Origin of the sequence: Rhodococcus sp. NPDC059968, from assembly GCF_042738615.1 — a bacterium.
Taxonomy (GTDB): domain Bacteria; phylum Actinomycetota; class Actinomycetes; order Mycobacteriales; family Mycobacteriaceae; genus Rhodococcus_F.
On sequence record NZ_JBHWUE010000045.1, the window covers coordinates 14,739 to 30,989 of the forward strand.

The following is a 16,251-nucleotide window of genomic DNA, read 5'->3' on the forward strand; positions in this document are numbered from 1 at the left end:
CTTCGCGACGTCGAGCGCCACAACGACCGGAACGTCGACGATATGGCACTGCCGGCGGGGGAGCGGGAATATCGCGCGGACGTGGTGGCGGGTACGGATCGTGGCGCTGCGCCGACGGGACACGAACAACTGCCTGCAGAGGAGGCACCGTCACCGACTTTTCTTCCGCGTCGCCGCAAGGACGGAAACCTCCCACTCGAGTTGACCAGCTTCGTCGGCCGCCGTACCGAGTTGGCCGAGGCCAAACGCCTGCTGTCCGAATCGCGTTTGGTGACCTTCACTGGTATCGGCGGCGTCGGCAAGACGCGGTTGGCGTTGAAGGTCGGTGCGGATGCACGTCGCGCTCTCACCGACGGTGTGTGGCTGGTCGAATTGGGACGGCTCCGAGATCCAGCACTCTTGGCGGACACCTTCGCTGACACGTTCGGCCTTCGGGAACGTTCCGCGCGCCCACCATCGATATTGCTGGCAGAGTATGTTTCTGACCGGAATCTTTTGCTGATCGTCGACAACTGTGAGCACATAGTGGCGTCGGTTGCCGGACTGGTCGAACCGCTGCTGCGAGCGTGTCCGAATCTGAAGGTTCTCGCCACCAGTCGTGAACCTTTGGACATCGCTGGCGAGACGGTGATGCGGGTACCTCCGCTCACGGTCCCGGACGCCGCGGCGCCTCCTCCGTCTGGGCGCCGAGTGACGATTTCCGATGCAGTGGCACTGTTCGTCGAACGGGGGCACGCGGCGGTATCCGACTTCGACCTGACTGATGCCAACAGGACAGCGATCACCCAGATCTGCCAACAGGTGGATGGATTGCCGCTGTCGATCGAACTGGCGGCGGTGCGGTTGCGGGCGATGTCAGCGACACAGATCCGCGACAGATTGACCGATAGGTACGCGTTACTGACGAGAGGCTACCGGGGCGCACCGAGTCGGCAGCAATCGTTGCGTCTGTCCGTCGACTGGAGCTATTGGTTGTGCACGCCGGATGAGCAGCGGTTGTGGGGGCACGTTTCCGTATTTGCAGGCCTCTTCGACCTCGACGGTGTGGAAGGGGTGAGCGGGGGGTACTTCGGCGCAGTCCCGCTCCTGGATGTTCTCGAGTCACTGGTTAACAAGTCGATTTTGATTCGCGAAGAATCCGTTGCCGGGGTGCGGTTTCGCATGCTGGAGACTCTTCGTGCTTATGGCCGCGACAAATTGCAGGAGAGCGGGGAGTACTCCACCGTGGCGCGCCGGCACCGGGACTGGTACCTCCGGTTGGTGAAGCGTGCAGAGTCGGAGTGGATTTCGCCGCAGCAGACCGACTGGATCACTCGGTTGCAGCAGGAACAGCCGAATATCCGCGATGCGATGGAGTTCTGCACCTCTGAGACCGGTGAGGCTGTTGTCGGCCTGCGAATGGGCGTCGCCCTGTACCCGTTCTGGTTTACGCGGGGCCTGTTCAGCGAAGGCCGGCGTTGGCTGGACCGACTCCTCGCTTCTGACGGGGAATCTCCGACGGTGGAACGGGTTCAAGCGTTGTACCTGAGTGGGGAGATGGCCGGCTTGCAGGGGGATATCGCCGCGGCAGTGCCCCTGGCGGCGAAGGCGCGAGAACTGGCCGAGCGTGTGGGCGATGCCGAGGTCAGCGCGGCCGTGTCCTACGTGGAGGGGAACTTGGCGTTGTACAGCGGTGACCCTGCGAAAGCGGTCACGTGTTTCGAGCATGCTCTCAGTGGTCTCCGCCCCGAGGCGAATCTCGTTCGCCGGATCGAAGCCCTGGTGGCCCGGGGGCTTGCCGGCTGGTTGGTCGGTGATGCTCCGCTGGCGATTGCATCGCACCAGGAAGTGTTGGCTATCACGCGAGACCATGGTGAGTCCGTGTACCGCGCGTACTCGCTGTGGGTTCTCGGGCTGGTGTCGTGGCGGCAGGGACGGTCACGTGCGGGATACGAGCTTCTGGAGGAGGGAGTACGAATCGCCCATCGGGTCGACGATCCTGTCAGCGGCGCGCTCTGCGTCGAAGCGCTCAGTTGGATTGCGGCAGAGGAAGGACACGAGGACAGAGCGGCGGTGCTGATGGGCGCTGCCAGAGCGCTCCGTAAGGTCGTGGGCGGTCCGACGGTGCACATTCCCGGCATGGTCGACTATCACGCGCAGTGCGAGCGCCGAACCCGCAAGGGGCTCGGCGACGCCGCATATGCAGCGGCCTTTCGGAATGGACAGGCCCTCAACTTCGACGAAGCCACTGCGTTAGCTCTCAACGAGAGTCCTCTCGTGCACTCCGCCCGTCGGTCCGGGGCAGGGAAGGATTTGACCCAACGCGAAAGTCAGGTCGCAGAATTGGTGAGCGAGGGTTTGACCAACCGAGAAATTGCGGCGAGGCTGGTCATTTCACCCCGCACCGCCCAGGGACATGTGGAGAACATTCTGGTCAAGCTCGGGTTCACGTCACGAGCGCAGATCGCCGCATGGTTCGTCGAACAAAACCGCCAGCCGTAGCGCACGATATGGATGCCGCGGACCGCCACCGGTTCCGATGACCCACAGTGGACATTCGCACAGGCCTACCGGATCGGCACAACCCCGTATCGAGTCAGCTTGACGGCGCAAAAGTCGCGAAGTGTCAGTCGTGCGGCGAGATCGAGTTCCTCAATGAATCGTTTCTCCAGTGTCTGGTGTAGCCGCTGGTAGAACAACACCGGAGAGATCCCGAATTCGGGGAGGATGTACTCGTCTCCACCTCCGTAGTGGGACCACATTTGCGCGAACTTGATCATTGAGTAGTCGATGTCGGTCATCTCTCCTCCAACGTGCAGTGCAGGATTCCCTTCGCTGCGGTGCGCGTGTGGGCGGTCACGGGCAGCGCAGTGAGCGGGCGAGTGTGGGTCAGCTTCGACGGGCTGACACACCACAGCTGGGGTGGGTCAGCCCGTCGCCAGCTTGCTTGCTACAGGCAGGGTTCGGCGGCTGATGTGTCGTTGCAGCGCACCGTCGATCGTTACTTGGGTGGCATGCGGATGGCTCCGTCGAGGCGGATCGTTTCCCCGTTCAGCATGGGGTTCTCGACGATGTGCTCGACCAACTGAGCGAATTCTTCCGGCTTCCCGAGGCGACTGGGGTGAGGAACCTGCGCTCCCAGCGCCTTCTGGGCCGCGGGCGGAAGCCCGAGCAGCATAGGGGTTTCGAAGATTCCTGGCGCGACGGAGCAGACGCGGATCGCATGTTCTGCGAGGTCACGTGCGGCGGTGAGGGTCAGTCCGTGAACGCCGGCCTTCGACGAGCTGTAGGCGGCTTGACCGATCTGACCGTCAAAGGCGGCGATCGATGCGGTCATCACAATCACGCCGCGTTCGCCGTCCACCAATTCGTGGGTGCGCATGGAGTCGGCAGCGAGCCGCAGGACGTTGAATGTTCCGATCAGATTGACCTCGACGACCTTCCGGAACTGGTCGAGGTCGTGCGGACCGTTGCGGCCGATGATCCGCTTGGGAGGTGCGATCCCCGCACAGTTGACGACGGTGCGCAAAGGTACGTCGGTGAACTGTGACAGTGCGGCCTGCACGTCTGCCTCGCTGGTTACATCTGCGGGCGCGAACGTGCACCGCTCGCCGAGCTCCGCTGCGATGGATTCGCCCGCGGACCCGGGAAGGTCAGCGATCACGACGTGGGCACCCGCCTTGTGGAGTCGTTGGGCAGTGGCGAGGCCGAGCCCCGAGGCGCCGCCGGTGACGAGCACTCCTTGATTGTCGAGCTTCATAGTTATCCCTTCGAGAGGTTGGAGGTGGCCGCGGCTGCAAGACCACCCAGGGCGGCGCCGGAGGAGGGGACAGTCAGCGCTGCCCACACATCGCCGGCGTATGTGGTGCGTACGAGGTCGGCGATCTGGGCCGACCAGTGAGCTTCGGTTCCGAACTCGTCCCGCCACGACCAGAGCCTGGTCGAATGGAAATGCAGGGGGTGCTCGGCGGTCAGTCCCATCGCCCCGTGTAGTTGATGAGCGGCACGGGCTACGCGGGTCGCTGCCGTCGAGGTCTGTACTTTCGCGGCGGCAATGGCCAGGACAGCCGGGGCCGCCGGAGGATGCCCCGGTGCGGGAAGCTGCTGTACTGCCGCGATGACGGCTGACTCGGCCGCCGCGGCTTCCTCGGCGATGGTTGCGATCGTGTGCTGCACGATCTGGTGCACGGCAAGGGGTTTGCGGAATTGATGCCTGACCAGTACGTACTCGTGGGAGAGGCGGAGGCACGAGCGAAGGGCGCCCAGTAGTTGGCAGCTGCGCCCCAGCGCTCCCAAGAGCATCACTTCGTCGATGACGTCGTCATCCATCACGTTGTGGACGCCGATCTCGGTGTCGACATGGAGATCGTCGCGGGGTTCGTTACCCAGGCTCAGTCGCGGGGTCGCGACCAGATCCTTCCGGTTGATCCGGACGAACGCGACCTTCCCTGGCGTGGTGGGGACAAGGGCCCACAGCTCGTCGCAGACGCTGCCCCACGGCACCTTCTCGAAGGCTGCGGTGAGGTGCCAGCCCCGGGTGGTCTTCGTCAGCGTGCTGGTCCCACGCGCCGCGACTGCGGTGGTGACCAGTCCAGGGGGGAGCGTGTTCCCGGTCTTCGCGGCCAGGTGGCTGGCAATGAACAGGCACTCCGTCAGAGGGGCGGCGATTCCGGCCTGAGCCGCTCGGATGGTGACGGCGGCGGCATCCGACCAGTCGCCGCCGGCGCCGCCGAGACTGTCTTCGATACCGACACGGGTGAGGTCGGATTCGACGAGCCTGGACCAGGCGGTCCCGTCGATATCCTCACCGGCACAAGTGTCTTCCTTACCGAAGAGCTGCGACAGCAAGGAATCCAAGTCACTCATGAGACTTCCAATGCTCGCGCGATGATTCCGCGCATGATCTCGTTGGTGCCACCCCGGAGGGTGAAGCCAGGGGCGTGGGTTTGGGCCTGGGTGAACCATCGGGAAACATCGGACGCCCGCTGCGGGTCGGCGATGCTGTCCATCCAGCGTCGGGTGATGTCGATCGTGTCGTTCTCGAGAGTCGTCCCGAGATCCTTGACGATCGCCGCCGCCACCCCCGGTGCGTCGTCACCGTCGAGGTGGTGATTGATCCGCGTCGACATCGCGCGAAGCACGGACAACCGGGCGATGACGGACCCGAGGTCTTCGTCCCGCGCCTGATTCGGCTCGCCGTTGTCGGACGCGAGGGCGGCGAACATCGGAAACGTCGACAGGAAACGCTCCGGGCCGCTGCGCTCGAAGCCGAGTTCGCCCATGACCTGCTGCCAGCCGCCGTCGACACGACCGAGCACGTTGTCATCGGGGACGAAGACGTCGTCGAAGATCACCTCACAGAAGTGTTCGCGCCCGTCCAACGTCCGGATGGGCCGCACCGTGATCCCCGGTTGCCGCATATCGATGATGACCTGGGTCAGCGCCTCGGCAGCTCGTTCCTCGACTCGTCCGGTTCGGACCAGCGCCAGCATGTAATGCGCCTTGTCGGCGTGGCTGGTCCAGATCTTCGATCCGTTCACCAGCCAACCACCGGCCGTCTGTGACGCGCGGCTGCGCACCGATCCGAGATCGGATCCGGATTCCGGTTCGCTCATGCCGATGCAGAAGAAGAGTTCACCGCGGGCCATCGCCGGGAGAAAAAACTCCCGTTGTGCCTCGGAGCCATGGCGCAGCAGCGAGGGGCCGATCTGGCGGTCGGAGAACCAGTGCGCCGCCACCGGTGCGCCGGCGGCCAGTAGTTCCTCGATCACGGCGAACCGCGCGGGTGCCGATGTCGCTCGCCCGCCGTACTGCTCTGGCCAGGTCATTCCGATCCAGCCTTGTCGGCCCAGTTCGGCGGAGAAGGCAGCCGAGTGGCCGGAGAGCCAGCTGTCGCATTCGGAGATCATCAGACCCGAGTGCGTGGCCTGCTCGAGGAAGGTGCGGACGCGGTGACGTTCGGCGGTGATCTCGTCCGGTTCGGGCGGGACGGATTCGGTGAAGAGTTCGAGCACCGACTCGACGAGCGTACTCATCGGCCGACCTTGAACTGTTCACGGAACTCGGGCCGGCGCACGCTCGTCAGCTGTTCTCGAAGCTCGTGTTCCATCGCCTGGGCGTGGTCGCGGAACTGTGCCGATGACCGCAATGTCGACTTCACCTGAACTGCGAGCGCACGGGGGGCGCGTGTGATGGTTCGGCAGAAGTCGAAGCTGGCGGGCAACAGGTCGCTGTCTGGCACACAGGACCAGGCCAACCCGAGCTCTTTGGCGCGGGCACCGTCGACGGGTGCTCCGAAGAGGGTCACTGCGGCGGCCGCCTGCGGACCGACCAATTCATTCAGCATCCAGGTGTGACCGCCACCGGGATGGATGGGGATCTGAATGAACCGGGCATCGAAGACCGCCGACTCCGCGGCGATCCGTACGTCGCAGGCGAGGGCGAGGTTGAAACCCGCCCCGACCGCGGGGCCGTTGACGGCCGCCACCGTGGGCAGCCGGAAGTTGCGGACGAGGAGAAACGCCTCGTAGATGCGCCGGAGGACCTGTTCATCGGCGTGGATCAGGGCACCGCGGTCGGCGCCCGCGCAGAACGCCGAACCCGCTCCGGTTACCACGACTGCTCTCACTGACGGGATGCCCTCCAGGTGGGCGAGAGCGTCGGCGAGTTCGTCGGCTAGATCGACAGTGATCGCATTACGTCGTGCGGGATCGTTCAACGTAACCACGCCTATGCCTTCGACACAGTCGGTGTCGATGACTCCCATGCGAGCTCCTTCCGGGGACGATTGCGAATTATTGGAATCTGGCGCAAGATTAACCTAATGTGTCAAGTGGGCGGCGTCACGTCGTCGTTGCCACGTCGTTGCGGTCACATCGCGCAGCGGTGTAAGTCGAGAAGAGGAGATGATCGAATGACCAGCAGGGTCGCGGTGGTTACCGGAGCGGGCCGTGGAATCGGGCGTGCAGTAGCACTCTCGTTGGCGGGTGCCGGGTGGTCCGTTGTCGTCAACGACCTGGGTGCCGGGCCGCAGGGTGACGGAGCGGACGACGGACCCGCCGAGACTGTCGCGAAGGAAATCCGCGACGCCGGCGGGCAGGCACTGGCGAGCACAGCGGACATCAGCAACTGGGATTCGTCCCGGGAGATGATCCGCTCGGCCGTCGACGAATTCGGTCAGCTCGACGGCGTCGTGAACTGCGCCGGCATCCTGCGCGACGGCATCTTCCACAAGATGCCCGAGTCCGACTGGGATTCGGTACTCAAGGTTCACCTGAAGGGCAGTTTCTCGGTGAGCAGGGCAGCCGCCGAAGTCTTCCGCGAACAGTCGTTCGGCGCGTTCGTCCACATGACCTCGACGGCCGGTCTCATCGGCAACCTCGCCCAGGCGAACTACTCCGCCGCCAAGCTCGGCATCGTCGGCCTGTCGCGGTCGATCGCACTGGACATGGCCCGGTACAACGTCCGGTCGAACACGATCGCCCCCTTCGCATGGAGCCGGCTGATCGGAACCCTGCCGGACGAGACCCCGGCAGAGAAGGCCCGGCTCGCACGGATGAAAGCAATGAAGCCCGAACAGGTTGCGCCCCTGGTCAACTACCTGCTCGGTGAGGAGGCCGAGAACATCAGTGGCCAGATCTTCGTGGTGCGCGGCAACGAGATCATGCTGATGAGCCAGCCGCGACCGCTCAAGACGATGACCCGCACGGACGGCTGGAACGCCGAGACACTGGCCTCGCACTTCGGACCCGCCATCGCCACCAGCCTCGTCCCGCTCGAGACCTCGCCGCAGATCTTCTCCTACGACCCCGCCTGAAAGGCGAACACGCGATGACAATCGACGCCGCAAAACTGCTCGACTATCCGTTCCCGACGTCCGAGCACTCCTACACCGCGCGCGACGCCATGCTCTACGCGCTCGGGGTCGGCCTGGGCTCGGATCCGACCGACGAGGCGGAACTCCCGTACGTCTACGAACGCAATCTCACGGTTCTGCCCACCATGGCAGCGGTCATCGGCCACCCCGGCCCGTGGTTCCGGGATCCCGCCACCGGCATCGACTGGGTGCACGTCGTCCACGGTGAACAGTCACTCGAGATTCACGCCCCGCTGCACCCCGACAACCCGCTGCGGTGCGAGACACAGGTGGTCGACGTCGAAGACAAGGGCCCGAACCGCGGAGCCCTCGTCCGCTGGCGACGCCGCCTCTTCGACGCGCAGACCGGTGCACTGGTCGCCACCTCCGACAGCACGCTGTTCTGCCGCAAGGACGGCGGCTTCGGCGGCCCGACCCGGACCAAACAACCGGCCACGCCGTGGCCGGAGGGCTCCCCGACGGCGTCCGTCGAGAGCGAGATTTCACCGCGAGCGGCGTTGATCTACCGCCTCAGCGGCGACTACAACCCCGTGCACGCCGACCCGAAGATCGCGGTCGAGGCCGGTTTCGAGCGCCCGATTCTGCACGGCCTGTGCACCTTCGCGCACGCGACGTGGTCGGTGATCCGAGAGCTGGCCGACGGCGACGTCGGCGCCCTCGAGTCCGTTCAGGTGCGCTTCAAGACGCCCGTCTTCCCGGGCCAGCGGCTGCGGACGGATATGTGGCAGGACGGTGACACGGTCCGGTTCCGGTCGTTCACCGACGACGGTGCGGCGATGGTCCTCGACGGTGGCCAGATCGAGTTGCGATCGGAACGGAGAGCGAAATGACGGACGTGACGCAGCTTGGCTCCTCCGACATCCTCTATGAGGTCGACGAGTTGGGCATCGCGACGATCACCTTGTCCCGCCCGGACACGCTCAATGCGCTGACCACCGAGATGTTGACCGCGACCTTGCCTGCGCTATGCCGCGAGGTGACCAACGACGACCGCGTCAAGGTAGTCGTGATCACCGGCGCCGGCCGCGGATTCTGCTCGGGCGCAGACGTCAAGGAACGCATTCCCAAGGTCGTCGACGCCGCCGATGCGACAACATTGGAGCGCGCGGTCGGGGCCTTCGTACAGCCGGTCTGGTCGATCCCCAAACCCGTCATTGCCGCGGTCAACGGCGTCGCCGGCGGCGGCGGAATGTCCATCGCCTGCGCCGCGGACTTCCGCTTCCTCGCACAATCGGCGACGTTCGTGGCGGCGTTCGTGCGGCGGGGCATGATGCCCGACAGCGGCCTGACGTACCTGCTGCCCCGGTTGATTCCCCGCTCGCGTGCCGCCCGGATCCTGATGACCGGGGCGACCGTGACACCGAACGAGGCGCTGCAACTGGGTCTCGCCGACGAGGTCGTGCCCGACGCCGAACTGAACAACGCGGTGCACGAATTCGCCGCGCAGCTGGCGGCCGGGCCCGCGGTGGCGCTCTCGTTCACCAAACGCGCAATCCAGCGTTCGGATCAGCTCACCCTGGAGGGGCAGCTCGAATTCGAGAGCTGGGGGCAACACATCTGTTTCAAGACAGCCGACTTCGCCGAAGGTCTCGCGGCCTTCGCGGAGCGCAGGACACCAGTTTTCAAGGGACGATGAACGTGACATTCACCGATATCATTTACACCGCGCGCGACGGCGTGGCCACCATCACCATCAACCGGCCGGAGTCGCTCAACGCGCTGCGCACGACCACGGTCCAGGAACTGATCGAAGCGTTCCGGCGCGCCGACGAGGACCCGACGATCGGCGTCGCGGTGCTGACCGGGGCGGGCGACCGCGCCTTCTGCGTCGGCGCGGACCAGAAGGAACTGGTCTCGCGTCTGGACGCCCGGGGATGGCGGGCGGTCGCGCAGCAACTGCGCGATCTGTTCGCCACCATGCGCGGGATCGGCATTCCCATCATCGCCGCCGTGAACGGCTGGTGCATCGGCGGCGGCCACGAACTGCACTGCTTCGCCGACATCACCATCGCCGACGAGGGCGCCCGATTCGGCCAGGTCGGGGCCAAGGTCGGTGGCGCTCCGATCTACCTCACCCGCCTGCTGCCGAAGATCGTCGGCGAGAAGAAGGCCCGCGAGATCATGATGCTGTGCGAGCAGTACACCGCTCAAGAAGCCCTCCAGATGGGCCTGATCAACCGGATCGCCCCGAGCGGCACCCTCGACGATGCCGTCGAGAAGATGTGCCAGGACCTACTCGGTAAGAGCCCGACCGTCCTGCGCGTCCTCAAGACCGCGATCGGGGCCGAGAACGTGCTCGGCGACGACGTCATCCCGATGATCGTCGAAAGCCTCGCCTCCTTCTTTGGCTCTGACGAACAGCGTGAGGCCACAACAGCATTCGCGGAGAAGCGCGAACCGAACTACAACAAGTTTCGGAGGGCATGATGTCCTATCCATCCGGTACCTACCCGGTCGCGGGGCCGCTGAACGGAATCAAGATCATCGCGTTCGAGCACGCCTGGGCGGCTCCGTACGGGACCATGATGCTCGCCGACATGGGGGCGGACGTGGTCAAGGTCGAGCCCCCGGGAACCGGCGATCACGTCCGCGCGTGGACGCGCAACGACCTCGACGGACTGAGCCCCCACTTTCTGGCGGTGAACCGCAACAAGCGGTCCATCGTCCTCGACCTCAAATCTCCCGAGGGCCTCGCCACGGCCAAGCGATTGATCGCCGAAGCCGATGCCGTGGTCGAGAACTTCTCGCCCGGCGTGATGCGCAAACTCGGGCTCGATTACGACACCCTGACCGAATCGCACCCCGATCTCGTGTACTGCTCGGTCAGCGGATTCGGCGAGACCGGACCCTACAGTGACCGCCGCGCCTACGACCTGCTGATTCAGGCCGAAGGGGGGTTGCTGTCGGTGACCGGGACCGATGAGGAGTCGCCGGCCAAAGTCGGGACCGCCGTGGTCGACGTGCTCGCCGCCATGGTCGCAGCATTCTCCGTCGCCTCCGCGCTCCGCGGGAAGGAAGCCCTGGGGCAGGGTCGCTACATCGATGTCTCCATGCTCGACGTGGCCGCGTCGACCATGGCGTTCAACATCTTCAGCTACGGACTCTCCGGGGTGATGCCCAAGCCGATCGGAACAGCGCACCCATTGCTGGCGCCCTACGAGGTCTATTCCACCGCCACAACTCCGGTCGCGATCGCCATCCTGACCGAGGCGCACTGGGCTACCTTCTGCTCCGTACTCGGACGCGAAGATCTCTGCACCCAAACAGAGTTCGCGACAGCACCGATGCGGGTCAGCAATCGAGAACTACTCAACGAGCAACTCCGCCCGATTTTCGACAAGTGGGACGGCCCCGAGCTGGTCGATACACTCGCCGGCGCCGGCCTCGCCTGCGCCAGTGTCAACGACGTCGCCGCGATCCTCGAGCACCCTCAGCTGCACGACCGGGACTTTTTCTCCGAGTGGAATGTTCGAGGTCATGACCTCATCGCGCCCGGTGCGCCCTGGCGGATGACCGGAAACGCGAAGCAACCCCAGGATCGGCTCCCCGCCGACAGGCCGGGACAGCATGCCGCAGACATCCTGCGGGACTGGATTGGAGCTGACAGCGCCGAGATCGATGACCTGTCGGCCAGGGGAGCTCTGGGGTGAGATGGTGAAGACCGAAATCGGGATCCGCGCGGCCGCAAGCTACTTTCCCCGCTACCGGCTGACCGGGGCCGAAATAGCCAGAAGCCACAACCGCGAAGGCGGGCGCGGCCAACGCAGCCTCGCGGGGCCGGACGAAGATTCCCTCACCCTCGCGATCGAGGCGGCCCGCCGACTGCCGACCGAGGCACTGCGACAGGCCACGGCATTGGTCTTCTGCTCCACGACGGCGCCCTACCTGGTGAAGAACAACGCCAGTGCGGCGCACGCCGCACTGGGCCTCGATCCCCATGTGCCCGCCTACGACGCCGGAGGCTCGCTTCGGTCGGTTCTCGGTGTCTTGCTGTCCGCCGAACCGGGAACACTCATCCTGGCCGGCGACATCAACACCTCGCGGCCGGGTTCACCCATCGAACTGCTGCACGGCGACGCCGGCGCCGCGTTGTTGGTCGGTGACGCCGACTCTGCCGCGGCAGTCATCACCGGCGCCGTGAGCATGACCGAGGAGATCCAAGACCATTGGCGAGACCCCACAAAGCCCTGGATCAGTCAGTCGGAAGACCGGTTCCCGGTCTCGCGGTACCTGTCGCTGCTCTCGGCTGCTCTCAAAGACTCCCCGGTCGATACCTGTGATCAGGTCGTGGTCAGCGCACCCTCGGCACGGTTGACGAAGGCGGCGGGCAAGGAACTCGCCGCCCTGGGTACCGTCCACACCCTCGACGGGGTCGGGTACGCCGGCGCCGCAGATCTGCTGGTGAAGCTGTCCGATGCACTCGCCGCCGCCAGCAGCGGTCACACGCTGACCGCGGTCAGCCTGGCCGACGGCTGCGATGTCCTCACGGTGCGCGTCACCGACAACGTGCACGGCGCCTTCCACCCCGGCCCCATCGACTCCGGTGTGGTCCCCAGCTATCTGGATGCCCTCACCTGGCGTGGAATCCTCGACCGGGAGCCTCCACGACGACCGGAACCGCGGACCGTCAGCGCTCCCGCCGCGATGCGCGGCGTGAAGTGGAAGTACGCGCTGCAGGGATCCACCTGCCTGGCATGCGGCAACGTGTCGACACCACCTCAACAAGTGTGTGTCCGGTGCGGCTCGACCGAGCACGGCGACCCGGTCGTGATGACGGACAAGAACGCCACCATTCGCACGTTCAGTGTGGACCGGCTGGCGTACACCCTGAACCCGCCGATGGTCGCGGCCGTCGTCGGCTTCGACGGGGGAGGGCGGCTGGAAGTGGAGATCACCGACACCGATCCCGACTCACTGTTCGTCGGTGCGCCGGCGCGGATGACGTTTCGCCGCCGCCATTCCAGTGGTGGCGTGCACAACTACGTGTGGAAAGCAACAGCGGAGGGCGGTGCACAGTGAATAGCCATGGCATCAGCGACAAGGTCGCCATCGTGGGAATGGGCTGCACACGATTCGGTGAACTGTGGGATCGCAGCACCTCGGATCTCCTCGTCGAAGCGGCCACCGACTGCCTGAAAAGCGCCAACGCGTCCCTCGGCGACGTGGACGCATTCTGGCTCGGCACGATGGATTCGGGATACAGCGGACTGACCTTGTCCACCGCCCTGAAATCCCGGGGAAAACCGGTGACCCGCGTGGAGAACATGTGCGCCTCCGGGTCGGAGTCTTTGCGCGGTGCCGTCTACGCGGTGGCCTCCGGCGCCTACGACGTCGTGATGGCCACCGGAGTCGAGAAACTGAAGGACTCCGGATTCTCCGGACTGGTCCGCAACGACCCGCCGGACGACGGAACATCGGTGGAAACCACGGCGCCGGCAGCCTTCTCGTACCTGGCTCCCGCGTACGAGCAGGCATACGATGTCGACCCGACGATGATGCGCAAGACCCTCAGCCACATCGCTGTGAAGAACCACGCGAACGGCGCGCTGAATCCCCGGGCGCAGTTCCGCACTCCCGTGACGGCCGAGGCGGTCTCGCGGTCGCCGTTGGTGGCCGGATCGCTCGGGGTGCTCGACTGCTCCGGAGTTGCCGACGGTGCCGCGGCGGCGCTCGTCGTGCGGGCCGAGGACGCGTACAAGTACACCGACACTCCGATGTTCGTCAAAGCGCTGTCGGTGGTGGCAGGAAACGGATACTCCATCCTCGACGACGACGCGTCGTTCGCCTCGGTGCCGGAAGTCATCACCTGTGCGGCCGATGCGTACCGGCAGGCCGGCATCACCGACCCCCGGCGAGAAATCTCGCTCGCCGAAGTCCACGACTGCTTCACCCCGACCGAGCTCGTGCTCATGGAAGATCTCGGATTCTCCGAACGAGGACACGGCTGGCTCGACGTCCTCGACGGTGTCTTCGACGCGGACGGCGCCCTGCCGGTCAACATCGACGGAGGACTCAAGTCGTTCGGACACCCGATCGGAGCGACGGGCCTGCGAATGATGTTCGAGTGCTGGCTGCAATTCCGCGGCGAGGCGGGACCGCGGCAACTGAAGGATCCCAAGATCGGACTCACCCACAACCTTGGCGGACGGCCAGGCCGATGCGTCTCCTTCGTCGGCATTGTCGGCAAGGAACCGTCGGACCACTGACGACGACGGTTACACCGACCGTCTTCACGTTGTAATCACCGAAAGGAAAAAAATTGTCCATTCTCGAACCAGCCGAATTGACCCAGGACTTGGAGGGCACCTACTACAGCCCGAAGATGCAGTGGTGGTGCGCGCACGCCGACCTCGTCGACGAGGCCGGCAACGATACGGCCCTGTACTTCTGGCCGGCACTCGGATCGCTCGACGAAGCCTGGATCTGCTCGCTGCACACCAAGGATGAGGTCATCGACCTCACGCAGCTGTACCAGCCGCTCGGCACCTTCAAGACCTCGCGGTCGGGTGTCGACGTCCAGTTCGGCAACCAGTACATTCGCGGCACCTTCCCCGAGTACGACATCTACGTCGAAGGCACGCACAACGGCGAGGAGGTGTCGCTCGAGGTCCACATGAGCGCGGAGACGCCGGCGTTCGAGGCCCTGCCGAACCTGCGCGGTATCACCTGGCACTACGTTCCCCGTTTCACGGTGCAGGGAACGCTCACCCGCGGCGGGACATCGACCAGTGTGAAGGGGGCCGGCTACCTCGAACGGCGCCGCGGACGCTTCTGGACTCCGGGTATCAACCGCGGTCTGTGGGAGAGCATCCCCGGAGCCGGAGAATCGCCGTTCAGCATTCCGCTGTTCTACAAGGTCTGGAAGAACGACGGAAGCATCCAGCTCCAGACACTGACGTTCACAGTCGACGGCAAGTCGATGGTGGACTTCGGTGACGTAGAGGTCGACATCCAGGAGACCGCCAAGCTCCCCGGGTTCGAGGAGATCGACCACCCGATGCGATACCGGCTCACCGCGGAGGGCGATGGCGGCAGCGCCTCCATCGATGTTGTGCGCAACCCGAACCGACTGGCTCTGCGGGACTACTTCGATGACCCGGACCCCCGGGCCAAGTGGGCCGGTCTCTACGGGGCCGGACACGCCACCGGCGTCGTCACCTACCAGGGCCAGGAACACCGCGTCGACGCGCCCACCTACGGTAGTGCTCTCTACTTCTACGAGAAGTAATCAGAGGTGACCCGGCCGGGGCCGAACTCGCGCGGACCCGGCCGGGTCCACTGCACTCCCCGCACACTCGAAATCCAACAGCTGACGGGCGGCGCAGACACTCCGCGCGGAACCCGACTTGCTGGTAGGGGAATGATAAGATTTTGTCGAATGATGCACCTAACTCCTGTGGCTGAGAGGGTGACACCCATACTGAGCGGTCACAGGCATTGACGAAAGGTCCGGTGTGGCCGATATGCCTGCGCTGAGTACGAACGGGGAACGTAGCACCGCAACTCCCGTGCGGTCTTTTGCCGTCGCAAGTGACCGCAAGTTGCCCAAGGCTGCGGCCATGTTGGCGCAGGAAATCCGCGCCAAGATTCTCGGCTACGGCCTCGAACCGGGTACGGCGCTACCGAGCGAACCCGAGCTGATCGAGCAGAGCGGTCTCGGACGAGCCTCGGTCAGAGAAGCGATCAGGCTTCTCGAAGCGCAAGGCCTCGTTGTCATCAAGCGCGGCTCTCACGGCGGCATCTTCGTCGCGCAGCCCGATCTGTCGAGTCTGAGCCACGGAATCGCACCGGTGCTCACATTGTCGAAGGCGCCGCTGCGTGATCTGACGACCTATCGGAAGATGGTCGAGCCGCCAGCGGCAGGTCTCGCCGCCTCCATCGCGAGCAAGGAGGACAAGTGCAGCCTGCTCAAGCTCGCCGAGCACGGATCGATGCCGGGATACAACAATGAGGTCGCCTTCCACGAGCGTGTCGCCGAGCTGGCCGACAACCTGCTGTTGCGCGTGTTGGTCATGGTGCCGCATGACCTTCTCCGAGAGCATCTTCGCAGCGAATCGATAGATGATTCGGTCGTCGAGGAAGCGAATAATGCGCACATGGCTATCGCCAAGGCGATCGTGGCTGGCGATTCCGCCCGCGCTACGCGGGCGATGATGAAACACCTCGAGGCCTTCGAAGAGCGGATGGGTCGCGCCGGTCGACTCGAACGGCCGATCGTGCCTCAAGAACAATGGCTGCGGGACGTTCCCGAGGGTTTCGGGTCCGTCATGACTGGTGGGCACTGACGACCACAGCAGTCCGGCATGGGTGCGACGCGACCGTCGGTCGCACCCATGCCCGTCCTGCATTCGCACGAGCACGCGCAGTGCGAGAGCGGCAAGACTAGGACGACGTGT

Annotated in this window: 15 protein-coding genes; 10 read left to right on the forward strand and 5 right to left on the reverse strand. The window is 65.0% G+C overall.

The window, feature by feature from the left end; genetic code table 11:
• Window positions 1-399: 399 nt before the first annotated feature.
• Window positions 400-2,481: an ATP-binding protein gene (locus tag ACFWAY_RS30055; RefSeq protein WP_378513182.1), complete on the forward strand. Its 2,082-nt coding sequence runs from the start codon at window positions 400-402 to the stop codon at window positions 2,479-2,481.
• A gap of 65 nt (window positions 2,482-2,546) precedes the next feature.
• Here ACFWAY_RS30055 and ACFWAY_RS30060 read toward each other — a convergent pair whose 3' ends face one another.
• The 5 genes from ACFWAY_RS30060 to ACFWAY_RS30080 all read right to left on the reverse strand — a co-directional run bounded on the left by ACFWAY_RS30060 (window position 2,547) and on the right by ACFWAY_RS30080 (window position 6,745).
• On the reverse strand, window positions 2,547-2,780 hold the full coding sequence (locus tag ACFWAY_RS30060) for a DUF3263 domain-containing protein (protein WP_378513119.1): 234 nt from the start codon (window positions 2,778-2,780) through the stop codon (window positions 2,547-2,549).
• Window positions 2,781-2,980: 200 nt separating this feature from the next.
• A complete protein-coding gene (locus ACFWAY_RS30065) occupies window positions 2,981-3,739 on the reverse strand; it encodes a 3-hydroxyacyl-CoA dehydrogenase (protein ID WP_378513120.1) in 759 nt (252 codons plus the stop codon).
• Window positions 3,740-3,741: 2 nt separating this feature from the next.
• Window positions 3,742-4,845: an acyl-CoA dehydrogenase family protein gene (locus ACFWAY_RS30070; RefSeq protein ID WP_378513121.1), complete on the reverse strand. Its 1,104-nt coding sequence runs from the start codon at window positions 4,843-4,845 to the stop codon at window positions 3,742-3,744.
• A complete protein-coding gene (locus tag ACFWAY_RS30075; RefSeq protein ID WP_378513122.1) occupies window positions 4,842-6,014 on the reverse strand; it encodes an acyl-CoA dehydrogenase family protein in 1,173 nt (390 codons plus the stop codon). The genes ACFWAY_RS30070 and ACFWAY_RS30075 overlap by 4 nt, the downstream gene beginning before the upstream one ends.
• Window positions 6,011-6,745 carry an enoyl-CoA hydratase-related protein gene (locus ACFWAY_RS30080; protein ID WP_378513123.1) on the reverse strand — a complete coding sequence of 245 codons (735 nt, stop codon included), beginning with the start codon at window positions 6,743-6,745 and terminating at the stop codon, window positions 6,011-6,013. Before ACFWAY_RS30080 ends, ACFWAY_RS30075 begins: the two co-directional genes overlap by 4 nt.
• A gap of 147 nt (window positions 6,746-6,892) precedes the next feature.
• Between ACFWAY_RS30080 and ACFWAY_RS30085 the strand changes: the two genes are divergently transcribed.
• From ACFWAY_RS30085 to ACFWAY_RS30125, 9 genes are all read left to right on the forward strand, one after another.
• A complete protein-coding gene (locus tag ACFWAY_RS30085) occupies window positions 6,893-7,795 on the forward strand; it encodes an SDR family NAD(P)-dependent oxidoreductase (RefSeq protein ID WP_378513124.1) in 903 nt (300 codons plus the stop codon).
• Between the two features lie 14 nt (window positions 7,796-7,809).
• The gene (locus ACFWAY_RS30090; protein ID WP_378513125.1) at window positions 7,810-8,685 is read left to right on the forward strand and encodes a MaoC/PaaZ C-terminal domain-containing protein; all 876 of its coding nucleotides are present in this window, start codon (window positions 7,810-7,812) and stop codon (window positions 8,683-8,685) included.
• The gene (locus tag ACFWAY_RS30095; protein WP_378513126.1) at window positions 8,682-9,491 is read left to right on the forward strand and encodes an enoyl-CoA hydratase/isomerase family protein; all 810 of its coding nucleotides are present in this window, start codon (window positions 8,682-8,684) and stop codon (window positions 9,489-9,491) included. Before ACFWAY_RS30090 ends, ACFWAY_RS30095 begins: the two co-directional genes overlap by 4 nt.
• A 2-nt stretch (window positions 9,492-9,493) precedes the next feature.
• A complete protein-coding gene (locus ACFWAY_RS30100) occupies window positions 9,494-10,282 on the forward strand; it encodes an enoyl-CoA hydratase-related protein (protein WP_378513127.1) in 789 nt (262 codons plus the stop codon).
• The gene (locus tag ACFWAY_RS30105; RefSeq protein WP_378513128.1) at window positions 10,282-11,505 is read left to right on the forward strand and encodes a CaiB/BaiF CoA transferase family protein; all 1,224 of its coding nucleotides are present in this window, start codon (window positions 10,282-10,284) and stop codon (window positions 11,503-11,505) included. The genes ACFWAY_RS30100 and ACFWAY_RS30105 overlap by 1 nt, the downstream gene beginning before the upstream one ends.
• Window position 11,506: 1 nt before the next feature.
• Window positions 11,507-12,874 (forward strand): OB-fold domain-containing protein, encoded by a 1,368-nt coding sequence (locus tag ACFWAY_RS30110; protein WP_378513129.1) that lies wholly within the window; start codon window positions 11,507-11,509, stop codon window positions 12,872-12,874.
• Window positions 12,871-14,061 (forward strand): acetyl-CoA acetyltransferase, encoded by a 1,191-nt coding sequence (locus tag ACFWAY_RS30115; RefSeq protein WP_378513130.1) that lies wholly within the window; start codon window positions 12,871-12,873, stop codon window positions 14,059-14,061. The genes ACFWAY_RS30110 and ACFWAY_RS30115 overlap by 4 nt, the downstream gene beginning before the upstream one ends.
• Before the next feature lie 53 nt (window positions 14,062-14,114).
• Window positions 14,115-15,083 (forward strand): hypothetical protein, encoded by a 969-nt coding sequence (locus ACFWAY_RS30120; RefSeq protein WP_172651819.1) that lies wholly within the window; start codon window positions 14,115-14,117, stop codon window positions 15,081-15,083.
• Window positions 15,084-15,414: 331 nt separating this feature from the next.
• Window positions 15,415-16,140, forward strand: coding sequence for a FadR/GntR family transcriptional regulator (locus ACFWAY_RS30125; RefSeq protein WP_378513131.1), 726 nt, complete (start codon window positions 15,415-15,417; stop codon window positions 16,138-16,140).
• The last annotated feature ends 111 nt before the right edge of the window (window positions 16,141-16,251 follow it).